This is a genomic window from Aliirhizobium smilacinae (genome assembly GCF_006335145.1).
GTDB lineage: Bacteria > Pseudomonadota > Alphaproteobacteria > Rhizobiales > Rhizobiaceae > Neorhizobium > Neorhizobium smilacinae.
Map to the genome: position 1 here is coordinate 150,255 of NZ_VDMN01000001.1, position 19,312 is coordinate 169,566.

Here is a 19,312-nt window from a genome sequence, read left to right on the forward strand (position 1 = left end):
GGCTATTCTTACACCTTGTTGGTAACGCCGGCCTGTTCGTAGGTCGCCATGCCGGAGTGGCAGGCTGCCGCCGATTTGACGATGCCGGCGGCGAGTGCCGCACCCGTGCCTTCGCCAAGCCGCATGCCGAGAGCCAGCAGTGGCGTCTTGCCGAGTTTTTCGATCGAGCGGAGGTGCCCTGGTTCGGCCGACACATGGCCGATCAGGCAATGGTCGATCGCCGATGGGTTGATGGCCTTGAGGATCGCAGCAGCAGCCGTAACGACGTAACCGTCGAGCAGGACCGGGATCTTTTCCATACGGGCGGCAAGGATTGCACCTGCGATCGCAGCGATCTCGCGGCCACCGAGACGGCGCAGGATTTCCAGCGGATCATCCAGATGACCCTTGTGCGTCTCAAGTGCCTGTTTGACGACCGCGATCTTGCGGGCCATCAGCTCACCATGGGAACCGGTGCCGGGGCCAACCCAGTCTTCCGCCTCGCCACCATAGAGCGCCAGATGAATGGCGGCCGCGATCGTCGTGTTGCCGATTCCCATCTCGCCGAGGCAGAGAAGATCGGTGCCGCCGGCAATCGCTTCCATGCCAAAGGCCATGGTCGCGGCGCAGTCGCGCTCGGAAAGCGCCGGTTCGGTGGCTATGTCACCGGTCGGATAGTCGAGAGCCAGATCGAAGATCTTCAGGCCCAGGTCGTGGGTGACGCAGATCTGGTTGATCGCAGCACCGCCTGCGGCAAAATTCTCCACCATCTGCTGCGTTACCGACGGCGGAAACGGCGTGATGCCATGTTTCGTGACGCCGTGGTTGCCGGCAAAGATCGCCACCAGCGGACGGTTGACTGCCGGCGCCCTGCCTGTCCAGGCAGCAAGCCAGAAGGCGATTTCCTCAAGTCTTCCAAGTGCTCCGAGCGGCTTGGTCAGTTTTGCGTCGCGTTCGCGGGCATCCACCAGGGCGCGCGGGTCCGGTCCCGGCAGGTTGGCAATCAGGTTGCGAAAATCGTCGAAAGGCAGGCCGCTCAAGCTCATTGGAAGTCTCTCTCGTCATGACCGGCACGCGTTTCTCACACTTGTGTTTGCCGGCAAATCGCGCTTTGTGTGCGCATCTCTTAATCGCCTATATCGGGAGCGACAACTGCCAAACGCGACGGATTTTATTGCCGACCTCGCCCGCTCGGTCGCATTCCTCAGCCGAATCCCCGTGCCGGACCGGTTCTTTCTCGGCCAGAGCGGCTCGTTCTCACGCACTGTGAGGGCATTTCCACTCGCCGGCGTGCTGATTGGTCTTATCCCCGCGCTTCTGCTTTACACGTTGTCGCAGACCGGTGACGCGCTCGTGACAAGCCTTATCGCACTGTCGCTGATGGTGCTGATGACGGGCGCGCTGCATGAGGACGGTCTCGCCGATGCGGCGGATGGCCTCGGCGGCGGGCGCGATAAGGAACACGCACTGGCGATCATGAAGGACAGCCGAATCGGCTCCTATGGCGTCGTCGCGATGATCCTGTCCTTCTTGTTGCGCGCAGCGTCGCTTGCGGCACTCGCCCGGTTCGATTCCAGTCTGGCGGCGGTCTCGATGCTTGCCGCCGCCTGCGTCAGCCGATCGGTGATGATCTGGCATTGGAGCGCCCTTCCCCCGGCACGAACCAACGGCGTCGCCGCATCCATCGGCGCACCGGAGCGGACGGCCCGCAACGTGGCGCTGCTCACCGGCGGCGTAATGGGGCTCATCTTCGTCGCCTCGCATCTCGGCGTCATGGTCGCCATATTCGTGGTTCTCGTCGCCGCGGCTGCGGGCCAGCTGTTCACCGGCTTCGTCCGCCGCAAACTCGGTGGCCATACGGGTGACACGATCGGTGCGACACAACAGATTAGCGAAATCGTGCTTCTGGCGACCCTTGCCCTGATCGCCTGAACCACCGATATATTCTCGCATGATTTCGCCCTGCACTCTCGTCTGTTCGATCGACATGAAGACCGGCTACTGTTTCGGCTGCGGCAGGACGCGTGACGAGATTGCCGGCTGGATCGACTATTCGGATGCCGAACGGCAGTCGATCATGGATATCCTTGCAGCTAGGCTTGAGACGGTCGAGCGAAAGCCGCGGCGGGAGACGCGACGGCAAAAAATAGCCCGGGAATCGGCAAAGGAGCGCCAGACCCCATGAATGGACTGACCTTCGTGTTACTCGTGCTGGGCGCAGGGCTTGCGCTGCTTGTCTTCAATCACGATTCCGGCCAGACCTTCGGCATAGACAACAATGATTTCGGCCAGCTGATCTATCTCGTCCCGATTGCCGGCCTGCTCGGCGCCGGCATTCTTGCCGGCCGCCGCGGCGACGCGGGTCAGGCGCTGCGCAATCTCGCCATCTGGCTGGTGATCATTCTCGGTCTGGTCGCCGCCTATCTCTATCGCAACGATGCGAACCAGTTCGCCGGCCGCATGGTTGCGGGCCTGATGCCCGGACGCGCCGTCGTGGTCACAGGGCGAGACGGAAACGAAGTGATCATCCAGAAGGCACTCGGCGGACATTTTCGGGCCGACGTCTCGGTTGATGGTAAAACCATCCCGATGCTGGTCGATACCGGCGCCAGCAGCGTCGTCCTGTCCTTCGACGATGCGGCTGCAATCGGCATCGATACCGGCGGGCTCGCCTATACGATCCGGGTGATGACGGCAAACGGCGCGGCCATGGCGGCTCCCGTCAGACTGGACGAGATCGCCATCGGCCCGATCTCGCGCCGCAATGTCCGCGCCATGGTGGCGCAGGACGGAATGCTCGACGAAAGCCTGCTCGGCATGAGCTTTCTCTCGACGCTCAGTTCGCTCAACATGCAGACGGATGAACTCAGACTGCGTGACTAGCGCCTATTCCGCAGCGATCAGGTTCACGACCGCAGGAAACTCTTCTCCCCTGCCGCGGAAATGGCTAGGCGGGTCGCCGATGATGCGTTTGAAGGCGCGGCTGAACGAGGCTTCGGCGTCGTAACCGAGTTTTTCGGCGGCAGTCGCCACCCGCATGCCTTCTTTCAGCCAGAGCCGCGCCTGATGCATTCTCACACGCGCAACATATCGTGCAGGAGTTTCTCCCACCACGCGGGCGAAACGTTCGGCAAAGCCGGAGCGCGATGCGCCCATCAGCCTTGCAAGCTCGGCAACCGACCAGTCGCGCTCCGGCTCGAGATGAATGGCGGCCAGAACGCGCCCGACTTCCGGATTGCGCACCGCGGCGATCCAGCCGGTGGTATTGCCGCAGCCGTGTTCGACCCAGGTGCGGATGATCGTCGCCGTCAGCACATCCGCCAGTCGCGCCAGAATGCCGCCTGCCCCGACCCGGTCCATATCGACTTCGCGCGCCATCGCGTCGAGCAGATGCGGAATGGCCGGTTCGCTGGTGGCAAGATCGCTGGTCAGCATCGTTTCGGGCATCAATTGCAGCAGCGGATGCAGCTTGTCGATGTTGAACCGCATGGACGCCGTCAGAGCAACCGTGCCGCAGCGGGAATCGGCGCATTGCACATCGAACACGCCCTGGCAGACTTCCTTGCGGCCATATCTGCCGAATGGCAAAGGTTCGACATTTTCGGCGCTGGCAATCACATGGGCGTCACCGCGCGGCAGTATAACTGCATCGCCGGCATTCAGCCGCAGCCATTCACCCGATGGGCTCTTCAGCACCGCTGCACCGGAAGAAATGAAATGAAACCGCGCGGCATCCTCGGCCGGAAAGGCCGTGGCCCAGGGGTCGGCAAGCCGACAGCGGCCGTATTCGACCCCGTCCAGGCGCAGGCCGCGCAGCATTTCCGACAAGGGATCGGTTGTGACCGAAGATGAGTATTTGGACGAATTATCAAGCATGTCGGATTTTCTAGCATAGAAACACCAGGGCGTCACGCCTATTCCTGACGAAAGCCAACTCGGCCGCGAATCAGGAGAATCTCATGCACGGCACCCCCTTACCATCTGACGATGCAGCACGAACGGAACACGATGTCGCACGTTGGGGCGCAGTCACGTCGCTCACGCTTGGCGTCTTCGGCCTCGTCACTGCCGAATTCCTGCCCGTCAGCCTGCTGACCCCGCTTTCCGCCGATCTCGGCGTCAGCACCGGCGTTGCCGGCCAGTCGATCACCACCACCGCCGTGATCGCCGCCATTGCCGGCCCCGGCGTCGTCATCGGCACCCGCAATATCGACCGGCGCCTGACGGTGCTGGTTCTGACCTCGCTGCTGGTGATCTCCAGCCTGATCGCCGCAACCGCGTCGAACATCTATATGGTGCTGGCCGCCCGCGCCCTTCTGGGCATCGGGCTCGGCGGCTTCTGGGCGATGTCGGCGGCGCTCGCCATGCGGCTCGTACCGCCGGCGAAAATGCCGCGGGCAATGGCGATCATCATGGCTGGCGTGTCGCTCGCCACCGTCTGCGCCGCGCCGCTCGGCGCCTGGATCGGCGATACGCTCGGCTGGCGGGCAGCTTTTTATCTCTCCGCCGCCGTTGGCGTCGTCGCGCTCGCGGTACAGGCATTCACCCTTCCGGCCTTGCCGCCGACCGGCCATGCAGGCCTCGGCACACTGATGGCACTGATGCGCCGCCCGTCGATCCGCACCGCGCTGTTCACCATCCTTCTGTTCGTCGCGGGTCACTTCGCTGGTTTCACCTATATCCGGCCCTTCCTCGAACAGGTTCCGCATCTTGATGTCGAGACGATCTCGCTTATTCTGCTCGCCTATGGCGTGGCCGGTTTCGTCGGCAATTTCCTCGGCGGCCTGGTCTCCGAGCGCAGCCCGCGGCTTTCGGTGACGCTGTTTGCCACGCTGGTTGCCGCATCTGCCGTGGTTCTGGCCATCGGCGGCGCGTCGCTTGCCGTGGCAGCGACCGCGATCGCAATGTGGGGCCTTGCCTTCGGCGCCTTCCCGGTCAGCATCCAGAGCTTCGTCGTCCGCCACGCGCCGGACGAAGCCGAAAGTGCCGGCGCGCTGGTGATCCCCGCCTTCCAGATCGCGATCTCGAGCGGCGCCATTCTCGGCGGCGTGCTGATCGAGATGCAGGGGCCGGTCTCGGTCATCTTCGTTCTCGCCATCGCCTCGCTGCTTGGCGCATCGGTGATGGCCGCACGCGGCGAACGCCGCCAGTTGTCGCTCGGATAAGCATCGGCAAGTTACGGTCCCGGCCTCAAGTCTGGACATTCATCAAATCATCGTGAAAATCCCCTCGCAATTTCAACATTGCGGGGGGTTTTTATTTTGCAGATCAATTTTGTTCTTCAATACATCCGATATTTCAAGCACATCACGCATCGCGTATTCTCACGTTAAATAAAAAACAGAGACATTAAATTTCACATCGACAGATTACGGCAGTAGAATTCAAATTGACTTTAATTCAACTTGCAATTTTAAATACAAACAATAGAAAACCATTATTGCGTAACAATAAAATCCGGTATGGAGACTATATGCTTCGCCCATCTCTTTTGGACGGCGTGGATGCTTTTCTTCGGCTTGAAAACGCCTGGAATGATCTCGCAAGATCCGTCACAACCTGCCATTTCACACAGACTTTCGAATGGGCAAAGCTGGGCTGGGAAGCACGGGATGCCTCAGCGGGCGACCGCCTCATCTGCGCAACCGTGTGGTCCGGCGAGCGGCTTGTCGCCGTGTGGCCCTTTCAGCGCAACCGGCTCGGCTTTGCGACACGCCTCGAGCCGCTTGGCTGCGGCATGCACGAGGAATACGGCGATCCGCTCATCGCATCGGGCATCAATGCTGCCAGCATTTGCAAGGAACTGATGCTGCTCTTGCGACCGATGGCCGATGTCATCGAGGTTCCGTTCGTCAGGCACGACAGCCCGATCCGGAAGGAGCTTATCAATGCCGGAGCCTTCCACATTCCGGATCCTTTGGATGCTTATGCACTTGAGAGGCGCGGATCACAAAGCTTCGATTCTCTGCTGCAGACTTATTCGGCCAATTTCCGCGCCAACCTGAAACAGAAACGCAAGCGGCTACAGAAGCTCGGGACGTTGCGCTTCGAACTTCCGGAAGACTACGACAGCTGCAAGGAGACGATCGACTGGGTGGTCGGGGAAAAGCGGCGATGGCTGCAGCGGCTGGACAAGCAATGCTCCTGGCTCGGCAAGGATGAGGTGGTCCGGTTCTTCCGGGCGGCGTCGACGAGACGCAGCGAGTTCGGGCGCGTAGGGCTTTTCCGCCTGACGCTGGACGGCAAGCCGGTTGCAGCCTTTCTTGCTACCATCGATCGAGCACGTGTCGAAATGTTGACGACCAGTTTCGAGCCGGAATATGGGCGCTTTTCGCCGGGCATGCTGATCATCGAGGATGTGGCGCGCTGGTGCTTCGAGCGCGGCTTGGATTTCGACATGCGCATATTGCACATGGACTACAAGGAACGCTGGGCGAATGCCGCGACCTCCAGGATCAAATACCGCGTGCCTATGACCTGGAAGGGCGCAGGCGCGTTGCTGCCTGACTATCTCCGGTTCTCCCTGCGCCATATGCTGCACGTCGCCACCAATGCGGAACAGCGGGCCGCTCTTCGCCGTATGCTGAAATGGCGCCCGGCGCCAAAAGGCCGCAACCCTTCATCCGGCGGGCAGATCGGCTTGCGACCGATACAGGAAGAATAGGCGCGACCGGCGAAGTCAAACGCAACCGGCGGCCACCTGCCGCCGATCTGGTGGTTTCCATCAGCTCCGCAGCCGGTAACCGGTCTTGAACATCCAGCCGAGCACCGACAGGCAGATTGCCAGAAACACACCGATCATCACCAGGCTGATGACGGGATTGACGTCGGCGATCTCGTAAAAACTCCAGCGGAAACCGCTGACGAGATACAGCACCGGGTTCAGGTGGCTCACCGCTTGCCAGAAGGGCGGCAGCATGTCGATCGAGTAAAAACTTCCGCCCAGAAAAGTCAGCGGCGGCACAACCAGCATCGGCACGATGTTCAGCTGTTCGAAATTCTTCGCCCAGATGCCGATGATGAAACCAAACAGGCTGAAGGTGATCGCGGTCAGCACCAGAAAAAGCACCATCATAAACGGATGGGCGATACGGATGTCGACGAAGAAGGATGCGGTCGCAAGGATGATCAGGCCTATAAGAAGCCCCTTGGTCGCCGCTGCCCCGACATAACCGACGAGGATTTCCGTCATGGCGACGGGTGCAGAGAGGATCTCGTAGATCGTGCCGGTGAATTTCGGAAAATAGATGCCGATCGAACCGTTGGAGACGCATTGCGTCAGCAGCGTCAGCATGATCAGGCCGGGCGTGATGAAGGAGCCGTAGGAGACGCCCTCTATCGTCTGGATGCGCGAGCCGATCGCGGTGCCGAAAACGATGAAATAAAGCGAGGTGGTGATGACCGGCGAGATGACGCTCTGCATCAGCGTGCGGCGCATGCGCGCCATCTCGAACCCGTAGATGGATTTGATCGCTTCGAAATTCATGCCTTCTCCTCCACCAGAGCGACGAAAATGTCCTCCAGCGAACTTTGCCTTGTCGAGAGATCCCTGAAGTGAATGCCTGCCGCCGTCAGCGCCGAAAGAAGCGACGCGATACTGTCCTGGCTTTCCTCGTGGCTGTATTCATGCACCAGCGACATGCCGTCTTCGCCGAGCGAAAGCGCGAAGGATGCAAGGCTCGGCGGGATCGTCTCCAGCTTTTCGGTCAGGTCGAGTTTCAGCTGCTTGCGGCCGAACTGCTTCATCAGCGCAGTCTTTTCCTGCAGAAGAAGAAGCTTGCCACCGTTGATGACCCCCACCCGGTCGGCGATCTCCTCCGCCTCCTCGATATAATGGGTGGTGAGGATGATGGTCACGCCCTCTTCGCGCAGACGCTTCACCACTTCCCACATATCGCGGCGCAGGCTGACATCGACGCCGGCGGTCGGCTCGTCGAGGAACAGCACTTCCGGCTCATGCGACAAAGCCTTGGCGATCAGCACGCGCCGCTTCATGCCGCCGGAAAGCTCGCGCAGCATGTTGTCCTTCTTTTTCCACAAGGACAGTTCGCGCAGGATCTTTTCGATCAGCGCCGGGTTCGGCTTCTTGCCGTAAACGCCACGGGAAAAGCTCACCGTGTTCCAGACCGTCTCGAACTGGTCGGTGGTCAGTTCCTGCGGCACCAGCCCGATCAGCGAGCGGGTCCGGCGAAAGTCCTTCACGACGTCATGGCCGTCGACCAGAACCTTGCCGCCGGTCGGATTGACGATGCCGCAGACGATCGAGATCAACGTCGTCTTGCCGGCCCCGTTCGGCCCAAGCAGCGCCAGGATTTCGCCGCGCTCGATATCGAGATCGACGCCCTTCAAGGCTTCGAACCCATTGCCATAGGTCTTGGTCAGTTGCTGGACGGAAATAATAGGAGGCATGAGGACCGCATTCGTATTGGAAGATGTTTTCCGGAGATGCCGCAATATAGGGGCGCATTCCTATGAAGCTATCCCTTCATGGAAGAATATTGCGTTCCGGATTTCGGGGTAATGAGGCGCGCCGATATTGACTGGGGTCGACCCGGAGCAGCCGATTGGCCGCATCGGCGCCGTGTCCTGCATCACTTTGATTATTCCAAGCGGCCGCCTCCTGCGCCAATATTTCGTCGGAAGAACGCGACCACCTCCGCATTGAACTCCGCGTGAAACGCCGCCCGGTCAAAACCTGGAGCATCAATGCATACTTCCGAATCCTTGTGGGTATCGGGGCACAACGTCAGAAACGATAGATGAACGGCATTCGGTGCGATCCGGAAATCAGGTTTTTCAGGCAAGACACCAGCCAGTGTCGCGACATCTTTAGGCGACGCTCCGCCACCGCCTCCCAGTTCCGATCCCCATAACTGAAGCGGAATCGCAACGTTTTTCACGCTGTTCACGGTCTGAAAGACAACACTGAGCGGGTCGGCAATAACCATTGCCTTGATGCGGGGATCATGGGCGAGCACTTGGGGCCGCGGCTCCTGTTGCACAGGTCGGACTTGATTGACCTGTGGGCAGCCGGTTGCTTTCGGGTCCGCGCAACGCGGCGGCAATTTGCTGAAATCCGGATCCGCTCCAGCGATAACGAGGCCCGTATAGCCGCCTTGCGAGAACCCGTAAAAACCGACGCGTTGCGGGTCGATCTTTCCGGCATCAGGCGAAGCCGTGAGCATGAAATCAACGGTTCGCATGATATCGAAGGGGCGCCTGATCAAAGCGCCAAGACCATTTGCCCTACTCATATCGGCATGATTTGCGTGCGGATGATTGATGGCGACGACGACAAATCCGGCATCGGCCAGGGCTTCGGCCGTATCGTGGTGGCCGAGATACCAGCCGCCATAACCATGAGAGATGACCACCAGCGGCAGTCTCTCTCCAGCAACAGGGCAATCTGGTACGGCCGGCACCATCAGCACGCCGATCCGCACATCCGCGGGCGCCATCGCACAGGGCGACCACATCGCCGCATCGATTGCCGGACTATCCTCCGGTCCCGCCGGAATTTGAATAAACTTCAGTCCCGCTGCATGGGCAGACGATACAGCAAGACAAAAGGTGGCCGCCAGGACCAGGCATAAACGCATCATAGTCGTTGCTCCAGCTTATGAGCAGCCGGTTGCCCGGCCTGACAGACCGAACGCTCGCCGTGCTGAGGATGAAGGCAACGCGATGTCTGCAACTCAACACGCTACCTTGCATTAACAGGTAGCGTGTTATACATAATCTGTAAATACGGGGAATCGCATGACCGACTCGATTCAGGTCCAACTGAGAAAAGGCGCACTTGATCTGTGCGTTCTGGCCGTGCTGTCTCGGGGCGAGAACTATGGCTATGAAATTGCCAACACTCTGGTTACGGCCGTCGGGATGGGGGAAGGCACGATCTACCCTCTCATGCGTCGCATGCAGAACGATGGGCTCGTTGCGACCCGCCTTGTCGAATCGAGCAGTGGGCCTCCCCGCAAATATTACCGGCTCACACCCTTGGGCCTGACGGTTTTCGAAGCCCATCGGCGCGACTGGCGCACTTTCGCGAATTCGGTAGAAAAACTTCTCGGGGAGCTGGAATGAACAGGGACAGTTTTTTGCACGCATTGAGACGGGGTCTCGCGGGCCTGCCTCCTCAAGAGATCGAAGATATCATTGCCGACTACGCGGCCCATTTTGTCGAATCCAAAACCTCTGGCCGTCAGGACGCAGAGGTTGCAGCCGCTTTGGGCGATCCGGCCAGAATTGCGCGAGAACTCAAGGCGGACGTCAAGCTTCGCCGTTTCGAAACAAACTGGAGCGTCTCGAACATGCTGGCGGCAGTCTTTGCCCTGGCTGGCCTCGCCATCGTCGATGTTCTTTTCCTGCTGCCGCTGTTGATTGTCATGACGGTGGTAACGCTTGCTTTCGCCTTGGCTCTGCTGGCCATCGGCGCTCTCGGGATCAAGGTCATCGTCACCGCGATCTTGGTTCCGGATGGCATCACGCTTACGGCGATCCTGAGCCACTTTTCCATCGGAGCCGGACTGGTTAGCGGCTTCATCGGCGGAGGCGCTCTGCTGTTACTCGGGATGGGCGCAGCCATCCATCTGTTCGGGCGATATGCCCGGCTACATTTTCAACTCGCTCAACCAGCTCAACATCGCGTCTGATCGACGCCTTCCCTTTTGAAGGAAAACGGACATGGGCCGAAGACTGTTATTGGTCGCGATCACAGGCGTGAGTGGCGCAATTCTATTTCTGATAATGGGCATAGGTTTCGCGGAACGGAATCCGGGAAGCCTGACGAGCTTATGGGGCGCGATGACATCAACCTGTGGACCATCCGGCTCTACCAGGCAACAAATCACCCTGCCCCTTGCGGCGATTGACGGTCTGGCGATAAGCTTGCCGGCTACCGTCCGCTATCAGCCGGGCGGAGAGGCGCAGGCCATCGTCAGCGGCGATCAGACGCTGCTCGAACATGTGCGGCTCGAAAACGGCAGACTGGATCTCGATTGCGAACCCGGCTGGCCGTCTCCGCGGCTCGAGGTCAGTATTTCGGGACCACCGATCACCGAGTGGAAAATGCTTGGCAACGTCGATCTTTCCTTGACCAATATCGATCAGCCCCAGATACGCTTCGTCATCCAGGGCAGCGGCAACATCACGGCGGCCGGTACCACCGAGAGCGTTCGCATGGAGATTTCAGGTTCCGGCGCAGCAAACCTGAAGGAGTTGAGCAGCCAGTCCACAGAGATCGAAGTCCGAGGCAGCGGCGATGCGCAAATTACCGCGAAGGCAACGGCCGATGTCTCCATTTCCGGAAGCGGCAATGTCGAGCTGTTCGGCAATCCGATGCTGCGCCGTTCGGAAATACGGGGTAGCGGCCGAATTCAGCAATTTCCATAGCCGTCGCTTGCAGGCACCAACCTCAAAAAATCACGCTGGCAAAAAACTGCGCCGCGATCGCGACGAGGAACAGGGCGAAGCCGAATTCGAGCTGCCGTTTCGACATGGCATGCGCAAGCCTTGCCCCATAAGGCGCCGTATAGAGTGTTACCGGGATCAGCAGCGCGACGGCCAGCCAGTTGATATAGCCGGTCGAAAACGGCGGCAGGCCGGGCTTGCCCCAGCCGCCCCAAATATAACCGACCAGGCCCGGGATCGAGATCAGCACGCCGACGCCCGATGAGGTGGCGACCGCCTGGTGGATGGTGCGCCCGTAAAGCGTCATGAAGGTGTTGTTCATCACCCCGCCACCGATCCCCATCAGGCCCGACAGGATGCCGATGAGGGTGCCGACCAGGAACTTCAGCGGATTGGCAGGGAGATCGTCGCCGAGTTTCCAGCTGGCGCGGTTAAAAATCATCCTCAGCGCCAGTACCAGCGCGATCACCGCGAAGATCAGCCTCAGCTCGGTGCTGGACGCCCAAGCGGCGATCAGCGTGGCGATGATCGTGCCGAGGGGCACGGCGACGACCCAGCCCTTGAGGAGATCGATATCCACCGCGCCGCGCTGACGGTGCGCAGCAAAAGAACGGACCGACGTCGGCACGATGATCGCCAGCGAGGTGCCGAGCGCCAGATGCATGCGCACCTCGTCAGCGACACCCAGAAGCCCGAACACATGGAAGAAGATCGGCACAAGGATCGCACCACCGCCGATGCCGAACAGGCCGGCAAGCAGTCCTGCGAGTACACCTGCGGCAAGCAGTGCCGCAACGAAGGGAAGAATATCGAGAAAGGTAGGCATCGCGTTCTCCGGCGACGGGTACTCATGAGCCGGATCGAAAAGGCATGAGCTGGTAGGGCGGGCATGACGATGACATGGTGAAAGCCTGTCTTTCGCCCTGTCATCTTGCGGTGACCTATTCGCATCATTGTTTGCGCCAGGCAAGCCGCGGTCGCGCGAACGCCGCCGCACCTCGCGCAGACCGTCAGAATGCTCGGCCACCGGGCCAACAGATGGCTTGCCCCGATGCTTGCGACGACACGCTCGTCGGCCGGTCCCGTTTTTCCCGACCACGACGTGGCGGAACGCCGGGGCCGGCTTTTTTGTTTGTTAAAATATCCACTCATTTCAAGACGGCTCACCCAAACGGGTGGCGACGACAGTCCGGACCGGTGCTGGACTACAGCTTGACATCAGGGAGGCGTAAACACCGGCGATATGGTTCAAGGGCTGGCGTTTAGAAATCGGCAATCATTATGCCGATAGGATCGCTGTACGTCCTGACCGCCCTTTGGGCTCAAGCGGCACGATGACAATCGTCTCCACCGAATTTCGTGTTCGCAACAATCCAGGCCCCGGCATTTGACGTATGCCAAGAGAGGTATCTTGTCCTGTAAGTGGTGCCAGGATACCTGATTGCATATTGTTCAAATTCATTGCCACAGCCGAAAGTCGACCATCATGCCGAACTCCGTCAAGAAACACAGATTTCCGCAGGAACCCGTCACCGCCCCGGAGGCGGATGATGATTTCGACTTCGGATCTCTCGACGAGCTGGCGACAATGATGGTGGATGCGCTGACGCTTCCGCTGCCGGGTGATTTTCGCGACGCGGACGGATCAGATACCGGCGCAATCGATCCGCGCACGCCTCATACCTCGAAGCGGATCAACTGAAAATCCGAACGAATAAGCTGATCTTCTTGCCTCATATCCAGAGCGCCGTCAGTCGCAATACTGGCGACCGCCCTTGCGGGAGCGCAGGTCGAAATGAAAGTGGTTCCAGTGTTCGGCATTGCTGCCGGGTCCGAGCACGGTGGAGAAATACTTGCAGCTGTCGCCGCGCACCGATTTGAGCAATCCGCCTTCGCGGAAGGAGAACAGGCCCTTCTTGCGGACGTCGATATCGTGGCCGTTCTTCAGCGTGATCCGGCCGATATCGATCGCGTTGCCACGCGCATGTTCCGACATCGGATTGTAGCGCTGGCGGCTGTTGTTCATCTTGCGGCAGGAATAACCGCCCATCGGCTGGATTTGGCGGATGCCGGTGAGATAACGGGTGCGGGCGGAGATGGCGAGATCGTTCTTCACCCATTTGGCGAAGGCAAGCGTCACCTGGCAATTCAGCGTTACCGCCGGCCTCACGTCGATGCCGCCGGACAAGCCGGCAAGTTTTACCGGATAATCGATGCCGCAGCTATTGCCCTGTGAGATGCGCGGCAGATCCTTGAACTCGACGCCCAGGCGACGAAGCTCGGTGCGGCAGGAAACTTCCGACTGGGGCATGACGGTGCGCTGCCAGGCGCCGTCAGGCGTACTCATCGGCGCATCGCTTGCCACCGGATTGTTCGGCCGCAGCATCGCGACCTCCTGTGTTCCCGCAGGCGCGCGGCGCGCCGCAACGACGGGAGAATTGTCGTCCCAGGTCATCGAGGCCGATGCCCCCTGCCCGCCGATGCCGGCAGCTTGCCGTTTCGGGGGCACGATCACTCGGTCGTCCGAACGTGGGGCGTCGATAGGCTGATGCCTTGCCTTGAGCGCAACGGGATTGTCGGTGCCGATCCCATCGACCACCGGCTGGTCGCCGACGCCTTCGGCGATATCGGTGTCCTGTTCTTCGGCAAGTCCCGTGACATCGCTTTCATCGGGGGCAAACCCGAATTCCTCGTCCATGCTGACGCCACCGGGCGGGATCGTCGCCGGTGCGCCGTTCGGCGCACGCAGATAATGACCATTGTCACCGGATGGCGCGGTCGCCGCCCCATATCCGCCGCCACCCACCTGAGACATAGGCGCGGATGCGACGGAATAAGGTTGCTGCGTTGCAGGGTGGGATATCGGTGCCGGCGGGGAAGAACGCGAGATCGAGCCGACCTGCGTGCCGTTGTCGATCGATGCCGGAGGCACAAGGCTGTCGGCCGAACAGGCTACCAGCATGGTCGAAACCATCAGCGAGGCTATTACCCGCGTCGATAGGGAAGCATACGCCATACCAGTTGCCGCTCTCTCGATGCCGAAATGACACAGATCTTGATTTTAGGCAGATTGGGTAAACGAAAGCTTGATGAAGAATGGCCGTTTCTGGGCCATTTAGGATTACTGTCGCCACATTGGGATGGGCGATAGACAAAAAGGGCCGGAACGCTTGTGCATCCCGGCCCGAACATGAACTGAAATTCTGCTAGCTTTGCATCACGCTGCGCGTGACACCGATCGGGCATCCGCATGTCCCAAACGGAACGTGCCAAGCAATTGCTGCAGATGCAGGCTCTGGTCGGCAAGTGTCTGGCTCGCCGCCGTCGTCTCTTCCACCATCGCAGCATTCTGCTGGGTCATCTGGTCCATGTGATTGACCGAGGCATTGATCTCGGCCAGCCCGCTCGCCTGTTCCTGCGATGTGGTGGCGATCGTCTCCACATGGGCATTGACCTTCTCGACCAAAGTCGCAATCTCCACCAGCGCATCGCCGGTCGAACGGACGAGTTTTACGCCACCCTCGACCTCCTGCACCGAATTGCCGATCAGAACCTTTATTTCCTTGGCAGCCTTAGCGGATCGTTGCGCCAGCTCGCGCACTTCCTGCGCCACGACGGCAAATCCCCTTCCCGCCTCGCCTGCACGTGCAGCCTCGACGCCGGCATTGAGCGCCAGAAGATTGGTCTGGAATGCTATTTCGTCGATAACGCTGATAATCTGGCTGATCTGGCCGGACGAACCCTCGATGCGGCCCATGGCATCGATCGCATTGCGAACGATCTCACCGGAGCGGCTGGCGCTGAGTTTTGTTTCGCTGACCATCTGGCGGGCTTCCCCTGCGCGTTGCGAGGCAATGCGCACGGTGGTGGTGATCTCGTCGAGCGCTGCGGCGGTTTCTTCGAGTGCGGCGGCCTGCTGTTCGGTCCGTCTGGCGAGATTGCCGGTCGCGCCGGAAATATCCGAAGCGCTGTCGCGGACGATCATACCGGTTTCGGAAATCGCCATGATCGCCGCGTTGAGTGCACCTACCGCATCGTTGAAATCCTGCCTGAGCTTGGTGTAGTCCTGACCGATATCACCGAGGGACACGGAAAGATCGCCGGCAGCAAGACTTTCCAACGCCTGCCCGAGTTCGCGCATGGCGTAGGACTGCCGGTCCGCGGCGCTGGAAATCATCCTTTCGCTTGCCGAACGCTCGGCCGCGATGGAACGCTGCTGCTCCGCCTCGCGGGTCTGCAATGCCGCCCGTTCCTCGACATTGTCGCGCAGCACAACCAACGCCCGTGCCATCTTGCCAATCTCGTTCTTCTGTTCGGTGCAAGGCACAGCCACGCCGGAAGAACCACCGGCAATCGACTGCAGTACCGCCTGCACTTTCGACAGCGGGCCGGTCACGCTTTTTACCACCAGCCACGCTCCGCTGATCAAGAGAGCCGCGCCAACTGCAAATATCATGGCGAAATCTGTCGCGTCCTTGCGGAACATCGCCTTCAGGTCATCGACATAAACACCGGTGCCTACGACCCAGCCCCAGGGCGCGAAACCGGCCACATGGGAAAACTTCTCCACCGGTTCGCTGGCGCCCGGTTTCGGCCAGTAATAATCGACAAAACCCTTGCCGTTTGCCTTCACCACCTGAACAAATTCGACGAACAGGAATTTGCCGTTCGGATCCTTGTTCTGGCTGAGATCCGATCCGTTCATCTCCGGCTTCACCGCATGCATGACCATTTTCGGATGCATGTCGTTGATCCAGAAATAACCGGAGCCATTGTCGTAGCGCATGGCGGCGATCACACCTTTCGCCTCTGCCTGTGCCTGATCACGAGACATGGCACCGGACGTTTCGAGCGCCTGATATTTTGCAAGCACGGCAAGCGCCGTGTCGTTCATCTGGGCAAGCCCTGCCTTGCGCTCGCGCTCGGATGAAGTATAGCTCTCGAATAGACTGAAGGTCAGTGCCCCGGCCAGAATGACCAGCGACAGCGCGACGAGACAATAAAGACGCCAGGAAATGGCAAGACGCTGCATGATATCTCCCCCGATATTTGCAAATCTCATTAAATGATAATGATCGGAAGTTACCGGGCCGTGAAGAACTTGAAAGGCAACATCCAACCAAGTCGAATGCAGCTTTGTTCTTTGGATACTCTCCTTCGCCAAGTCATGATGATCGGACATAGTCGCCATGACCAAAAGAAACTGGCATTCGCCAGAAACAAGGCTAGTGTCCGCCTCCCGACAAACACGTCTAATTGTAAAGGATAATCCCGGAATGACCGACGCCGCCAAACCGACCGGTGAACTGACACTTCGAACGCTGGCCATGCCGAGCGACGCCAACCCTGCCGGCGATATCTTTGGTGGCTGGGTCATGGCCCAGATGGACCTTGCCAGCGGCATCCGCGCCGCAGAACGCGCCCGCGGCCGCGTCGTTACCGCAGCAGTCAAGGAAATGGCATTCCAGCTACCGGTCAAGATCGGCGACACACTCGCCATCTACACGGAAATCACCCGCGTCGGCACGACATCGATCACGCTGAATGTCGAGGCATGGGCCCATCGCTCGCGCCACCAGGCGCAGGAAAAGGTCACGGCAGCAACCTTCGTCATGGTCGCGCTCGACGAGGATGGCAAGCCGAAGGCTGTACCGGCCGAATGATTGCGCTCTGTCCCATCGCCCACGCGTTCTATAGGCTTGACGGGTGCCTGCGTCGCTTCAGTTAACGCAGCGGTAAAGCCAAGTGTGCCGCCAACGCGGCTTGGGGAGAGACAAGCCCCTCCCGCACCCGGCAGTTGATATAGATCGGCTGGATAGGCGAAAAAGGGTTCACTACCGTACAGAGAAAGGCCCCTCGTGTGGTTCCGAGGGGCCCGTATCTTGACTGGAGGTCAAAGGCGCCAAAGCAACGCCCCGACGTTATTTAGCCATAACTAAATAAACTTGTCCATTTACTGCTCTATCGTACCAGAATTTGTCTGAGGAAACTCTTCGACGGGCAATCACACTACGCCGATGTCGGGAGGGATACACCAGCCTGAGAAATTTTCACGCAGCGCTGCTGCTCGGCAGTTTTTCGTTACCGTGATAGCCATGCCAGAATTTGTCTGCGTCAGGATTTGTGCGGTCAATTGCCTTGATGATTGCAAAGGCCTTTTTACCCGATCTTGCCACATAGATGACGAGGGATGGAAATGAACTCGCAAGGTCATTCAAATACATCGGGCGCCCGTGAGCGATATCGTAGATTGACACTTTCCCGGTCTCAGGGACTTGGAGAAGGTGTTCGATTGATTTTATCAAATGGGCCCGCGAGAAAGGTGCGACCGCATGATGCGCGGGTTCATATCGTGCCGCGAGAAGTCTTACAGTCTTGCCATTGGTAAAATGGGACGCCGAGATATCGAGAGGTGCTCCTTCGAGGCCAGTCATCGCAGTGACAAAATCTTCTTCGCTAATGGGCTTTGTAAACATTATGTTCTCCGATCTTCACGCGGCCGAGTTACCACTCGATCACTCTGAAGGCATAAACTCTTCATTCCTAATGATCGATATAAAAACTCGACGACTTGAGTTCGGAGCTTTTGCTTCAAACCGATTGATTGCCGAAAGCTAAACACGAATTGGTGTTATCCAGAGAAAACCGGCAGCAGAGATAAAACGTCCGCTCAAAACAGAAGCAGCTTATCACCAGCGCATCGCATTATGGGCGGCAGTGAGCGCCACCTCACCCCTTCAAAAACACCGAGCCCTCATCAAATCCCAGCCCCGGAAACACGCGGCTGGTCAGGTTGCTTGGCTTGATGTCGAACTGACGGTAGAGCATGGCGGCGGCGACTTCGCGGACGTCGCCGGTCGGCATCTGGTCGCGCTCGTCGAGCAGTTTTCCCTCACCCAGTCCCGGCCACTGCCCAAGCACCTTGCCGCCGGCCACACCGCCACCGGCCAGCACCGCCAAGCCGCCCGTTCCGTGGTCGGTGCCGTTGGTGCCGTTTTCCCGTGCCGTGCGCCCGAATTCGGTCATCGCCAGAACCACGGTCTTGTTCCAGACTTCGTCGCCGAGAGTATCCTTCAGTGTCGTGATCGCGGTCGCAAGGTCGCCGGCTGCCTTCTTGAACTGTCCGGCCTGCCCGACATGGGTATCCCAGCCGTTGATCGAAAAGCTTGCGACCCGGTATTGCTCCCGCAGCATTCCGCCGGCGAGCCTCGCCATGTCGGCAATGCCCGATCCGCGCTTTCCGTCCGTGTAAAGAAGATCCGCCGCCTTGTCCCTCGTCTTGGCCTCGTCAAAAACCTTGGCGAAAAGCGGATCGTGGGAATAAAGCCGGTCGAGGAAGGCGATCTCGTCGTCGGCCAGAGAAAAGTCGCTCTGGCTGGACCAGCTATCCGTCTGGTTCGGTCCGGTCAGGATCAGTTCCATCGACGTGTTGATATCGATCGCCTTGCGCGCATCCGAACGCGGGATGACGGCCAGCGCCCGGTTCAGCCAGCCGCTCTTCTGGCTCTTGTCGGCACCGCCAGTCTCCAGAATATCCTGACCGTCGAAATGGCTTCGCTGGTCGCGATAAGGTGTCGAAACGGCGTGAACGAAAGACAGATGCCCTGCCTTCCATAGCGGCATCAGCGCCGAAGCTGCCGGATTGAGGCCGAAAAATCCGTCGAGGTCGAGCAGGCCCGTATCCGGCGTCAGCGCCAGCTTGGGCCGCAGCGCGGCAAAAGCCGGGTCGCCATAAGGCTGCACAAGGTCGAGGCCATCCATCGCGCCGCGCAGGATGATGGTGACGAAACGATTGTCTCCGGGCATGGCCGCAAAGGTGACCGGCGTCAGGACCGGCGCCGCCGCCGCGCAGCAGGCTCCAGCGAGAAATCCCCGACGGGAGAGGCGAAAATTCGTGGCGCTCTCGTTCTGGCTCATCGGT

General features: G+C 59.7%; 20 protein-coding genes. 10 read left to right on the top strand and 10 right to left on the bottom strand.

The window, feature by feature from the left end:
- Nucleotides 1–8: 8 nt before the first annotated feature.
- Complete coding sequence (gene cobT, locus FHP24_RS00670) at nt 9–1,025, bottom strand: nicotinate-nucleotide--dimethylbenzimidazole phosphoribosyltransferase (protein WP_139671449.1); 1,017 nt, start codon at nt 1,023–1,025, stop codon at nt 9–11.
- Between the two features lie 106 nt (nt 1,026–1,131).
- On the opposite strand from cobT, the gene cobS reads away from it, so the two are divergent.
- Genes cobS through FHP24_RS00685 form a run of 3 tightly spaced genes read left to right on the top strand, consistent with a single transcriptional unit; the run spans nt 1,132 to nt 2,862 of the window.
- The gene (cobS, locus tag FHP24_RS00675; protein ID WP_139676059.1) at nt 1,132–1,911 is read left to right on the top strand and encodes an adenosylcobinamide-GDP ribazoletransferase; all 780 of its coding nucleotides are present in this window, start codon (nt 1,132–1,134) and stop codon (nt 1,909–1,911) included.
- Between the two features lie 19 nt (nt 1,912–1,930).
- The gene (locus tag FHP24_RS00680; RefSeq protein ID WP_139671452.1) at nt 1,931–2,164 is read left to right on the top strand and encodes a DUF1289 domain-containing protein; all 234 of its coding nucleotides are present in this window, start codon (nt 1,931–1,933) and stop codon (nt 2,162–2,164) included.
- Nucleotides 2,161–2,862 (top strand): retropepsin-like aspartic protease family protein, encoded by a 702-nt coding sequence (locus FHP24_RS00685; RefSeq protein WP_139671455.1) that lies wholly within the window; start codon nt 2,161–2,163, stop codon nt 2,860–2,862. The genes FHP24_RS00680 and FHP24_RS00685 overlap by 4 nt, the downstream gene beginning before the upstream one ends.
- Nucleotides 2,863–2,865: 3 nt before the next feature.
- On the opposite strand, the gene FHP24_RS00690 is transcribed toward FHP24_RS00685, so the two are convergent.
- Complete coding sequence (locus FHP24_RS00690) at nt 2,866–3,855, bottom strand: AraC family transcriptional regulator (protein WP_139671458.1); 990 nt, start codon at nt 3,853–3,855, stop codon at nt 2,866–2,868.
- Between the two features lie 83 nt (nt 3,856–3,938).
- Between FHP24_RS00690 and FHP24_RS00695 the strand changes: the two genes are divergently transcribed.
- Complete coding sequence (locus FHP24_RS00695) at nt 3,939–5,144, top strand: MFS transporter (RefSeq protein ID WP_139671461.1); 1,206 nt, start codon at nt 3,939–3,941, stop codon at nt 5,142–5,144.
- 308 nt (nt 5,145–5,452) lie between these two features.
- Nucleotides 5,453–6,643, top strand: coding sequence for a GNAT family N-acetyltransferase (locus FHP24_RS00700; protein ID WP_139671464.1), 1,191 nt, complete (start codon nt 5,453–5,455; stop codon nt 6,641–6,643).
- Nucleotides 6,644–6,703: 60 nt separating this feature from the next.
- Here the strand turns inward: FHP24_RS00700 and FHP24_RS00705 are convergent, their stop codons facing one another.
- The 3 genes from FHP24_RS00705 to FHP24_RS00715 form a co-directional block, all read right to left on the bottom strand.
- On the bottom strand, nt 6,704–7,465 hold the full coding sequence (locus FHP24_RS00705) for an ABC transporter permease (protein WP_139671467.1): 762 nt from the start codon (nt 7,463–7,465) through the stop codon (nt 6,704–6,706).
- Nucleotides 7,462–8,388, bottom strand: coding sequence for an ABC transporter ATP-binding protein (locus tag FHP24_RS00710; protein ID WP_139671470.1), 927 nt, complete (start codon nt 8,386–8,388; stop codon nt 7,462–7,464). The genes FHP24_RS00705 and FHP24_RS00710 overlap by 4 nt, the downstream gene beginning before the upstream one ends.
- 191 nt (nt 8,389–8,579) lie before the next feature.
- The gene (locus tag FHP24_RS00715) at nt 8,580–9,581 is read right to left on the bottom strand and encodes an alpha/beta hydrolase family protein (RefSeq protein ID WP_139671473.1); all 1,002 of its coding nucleotides are present in this window, start codon (nt 9,579–9,581) and stop codon (nt 8,580–8,582) included.
- A 157-nt stretch (nt 9,582–9,738) separates the two neighbouring features.
- Here FHP24_RS00715 and FHP24_RS00720 point away from each other — a divergent pair, with 157 nt between their 5' ends.
- The 3 genes from FHP24_RS00720 (at nt 9,739) to FHP24_RS00730 (ending at nt 11,373) form a co-directional block, all read left to right on the top strand.
- Nucleotides 9,739–10,065 carry a PadR family transcriptional regulator gene (locus FHP24_RS00720; protein WP_139671476.1) on the top strand — a complete coding sequence of 109 codons (327 nt, stop codon included), beginning with the start codon at nt 9,739–9,741 and terminating at the stop codon, nt 10,063–10,065.
- Nucleotides 10,062–10,634 (top strand): DUF1700 domain-containing protein, encoded by a 573-nt coding sequence (locus FHP24_RS00725; protein ID WP_139671479.1) that lies wholly within the window; start codon nt 10,062–10,064, stop codon nt 10,632–10,634. Before FHP24_RS00720 ends, FHP24_RS00725 begins: the two co-directional genes overlap by 4 nt.
- 151 nt (nt 10,635–10,785) lie before the next feature.
- Complete coding sequence (locus FHP24_RS00730; RefSeq protein WP_342782278.1) at nt 10,786–11,373, top strand: GIN domain-containing protein; 588 nt, start codon at nt 10,786–10,788, stop codon at nt 11,371–11,373.
- Between the two features lie 22 nt (nt 11,374–11,395).
- Here FHP24_RS00730 and FHP24_RS00735 read toward each other — a convergent pair whose 3' ends face one another.
- The gene (locus FHP24_RS00735; protein WP_139671485.1) at nt 11,396–12,217 is read right to left on the bottom strand and encodes a sulfite exporter TauE/SafE family protein; all 822 of its coding nucleotides are present in this window, start codon (nt 12,215–12,217) and stop codon (nt 11,396–11,398) included.
- 615 nt (nt 12,218–12,832) lie between these two features.
- Between FHP24_RS00735 and FHP24_RS00740 the strand changes: the two genes are divergently transcribed.
- The gene (locus tag FHP24_RS00740) at nt 12,833–13,093 is read left to right on the top strand and encodes a hypothetical protein (protein ID WP_139671488.1); all 261 of its coding nucleotides are present in this window, start codon (nt 12,833–12,835) and stop codon (nt 13,091–13,093) included.
- Nucleotides 13,094–13,141: 48 nt separating this feature from the next.
- Here the strand turns inward: FHP24_RS00740 and FHP24_RS00745 are convergent, their stop codons facing one another.
- Nucleotides 13,142–14,407, bottom strand: a complete 1,266-nt coding sequence (locus FHP24_RS00745) for an extensin-like domain-containing protein (protein ID WP_139671490.1) — start codon at nt 14,405–14,407, stop codon at nt 13,142–13,144.
- A gap of 201 nt (nt 14,408–14,608) precedes the next feature.
- A complete protein-coding gene (locus FHP24_RS00750; protein ID WP_139671493.1) occupies nt 14,609–16,423 on the bottom strand; it encodes a methyl-accepting chemotaxis protein in 1,815 nt (604 codons plus the stop codon).
- A gap of 244 nt (nt 16,424–16,667) precedes the next feature.
- On the opposite strand from FHP24_RS00750, the gene FHP24_RS00755 reads away from it, so the two are divergent.
- Nucleotides 16,668–17,054, top strand: a complete 387-nt coding sequence (locus tag FHP24_RS00755; protein WP_139671496.1) for an acyl-CoA thioesterase — start codon at nt 16,668–16,670, stop codon at nt 17,052–17,054.
- Between the two features lie 387 nt (nt 17,055–17,441).
- Here the strand turns inward: FHP24_RS00755 and FHP24_RS00760 are convergent, their stop codons facing one another.
- A complete protein-coding gene (locus FHP24_RS00760; RefSeq protein ID WP_139671499.1) occupies nt 17,442–17,867 on the bottom strand; it encodes a hypothetical protein in 426 nt (141 codons plus the stop codon).
- 253 nt (nt 17,868–18,120) lie between these two features.
- A complete protein-coding gene (locus FHP24_RS00765) occupies nt 18,121–19,308 on the bottom strand; it encodes a DUF1501 domain-containing protein (RefSeq protein WP_139671502.1) in 1,188 nt (395 codons plus the stop codon).
- Between the last annotated feature and the right edge of the window lie 4 nt (nt 19,309–19,312).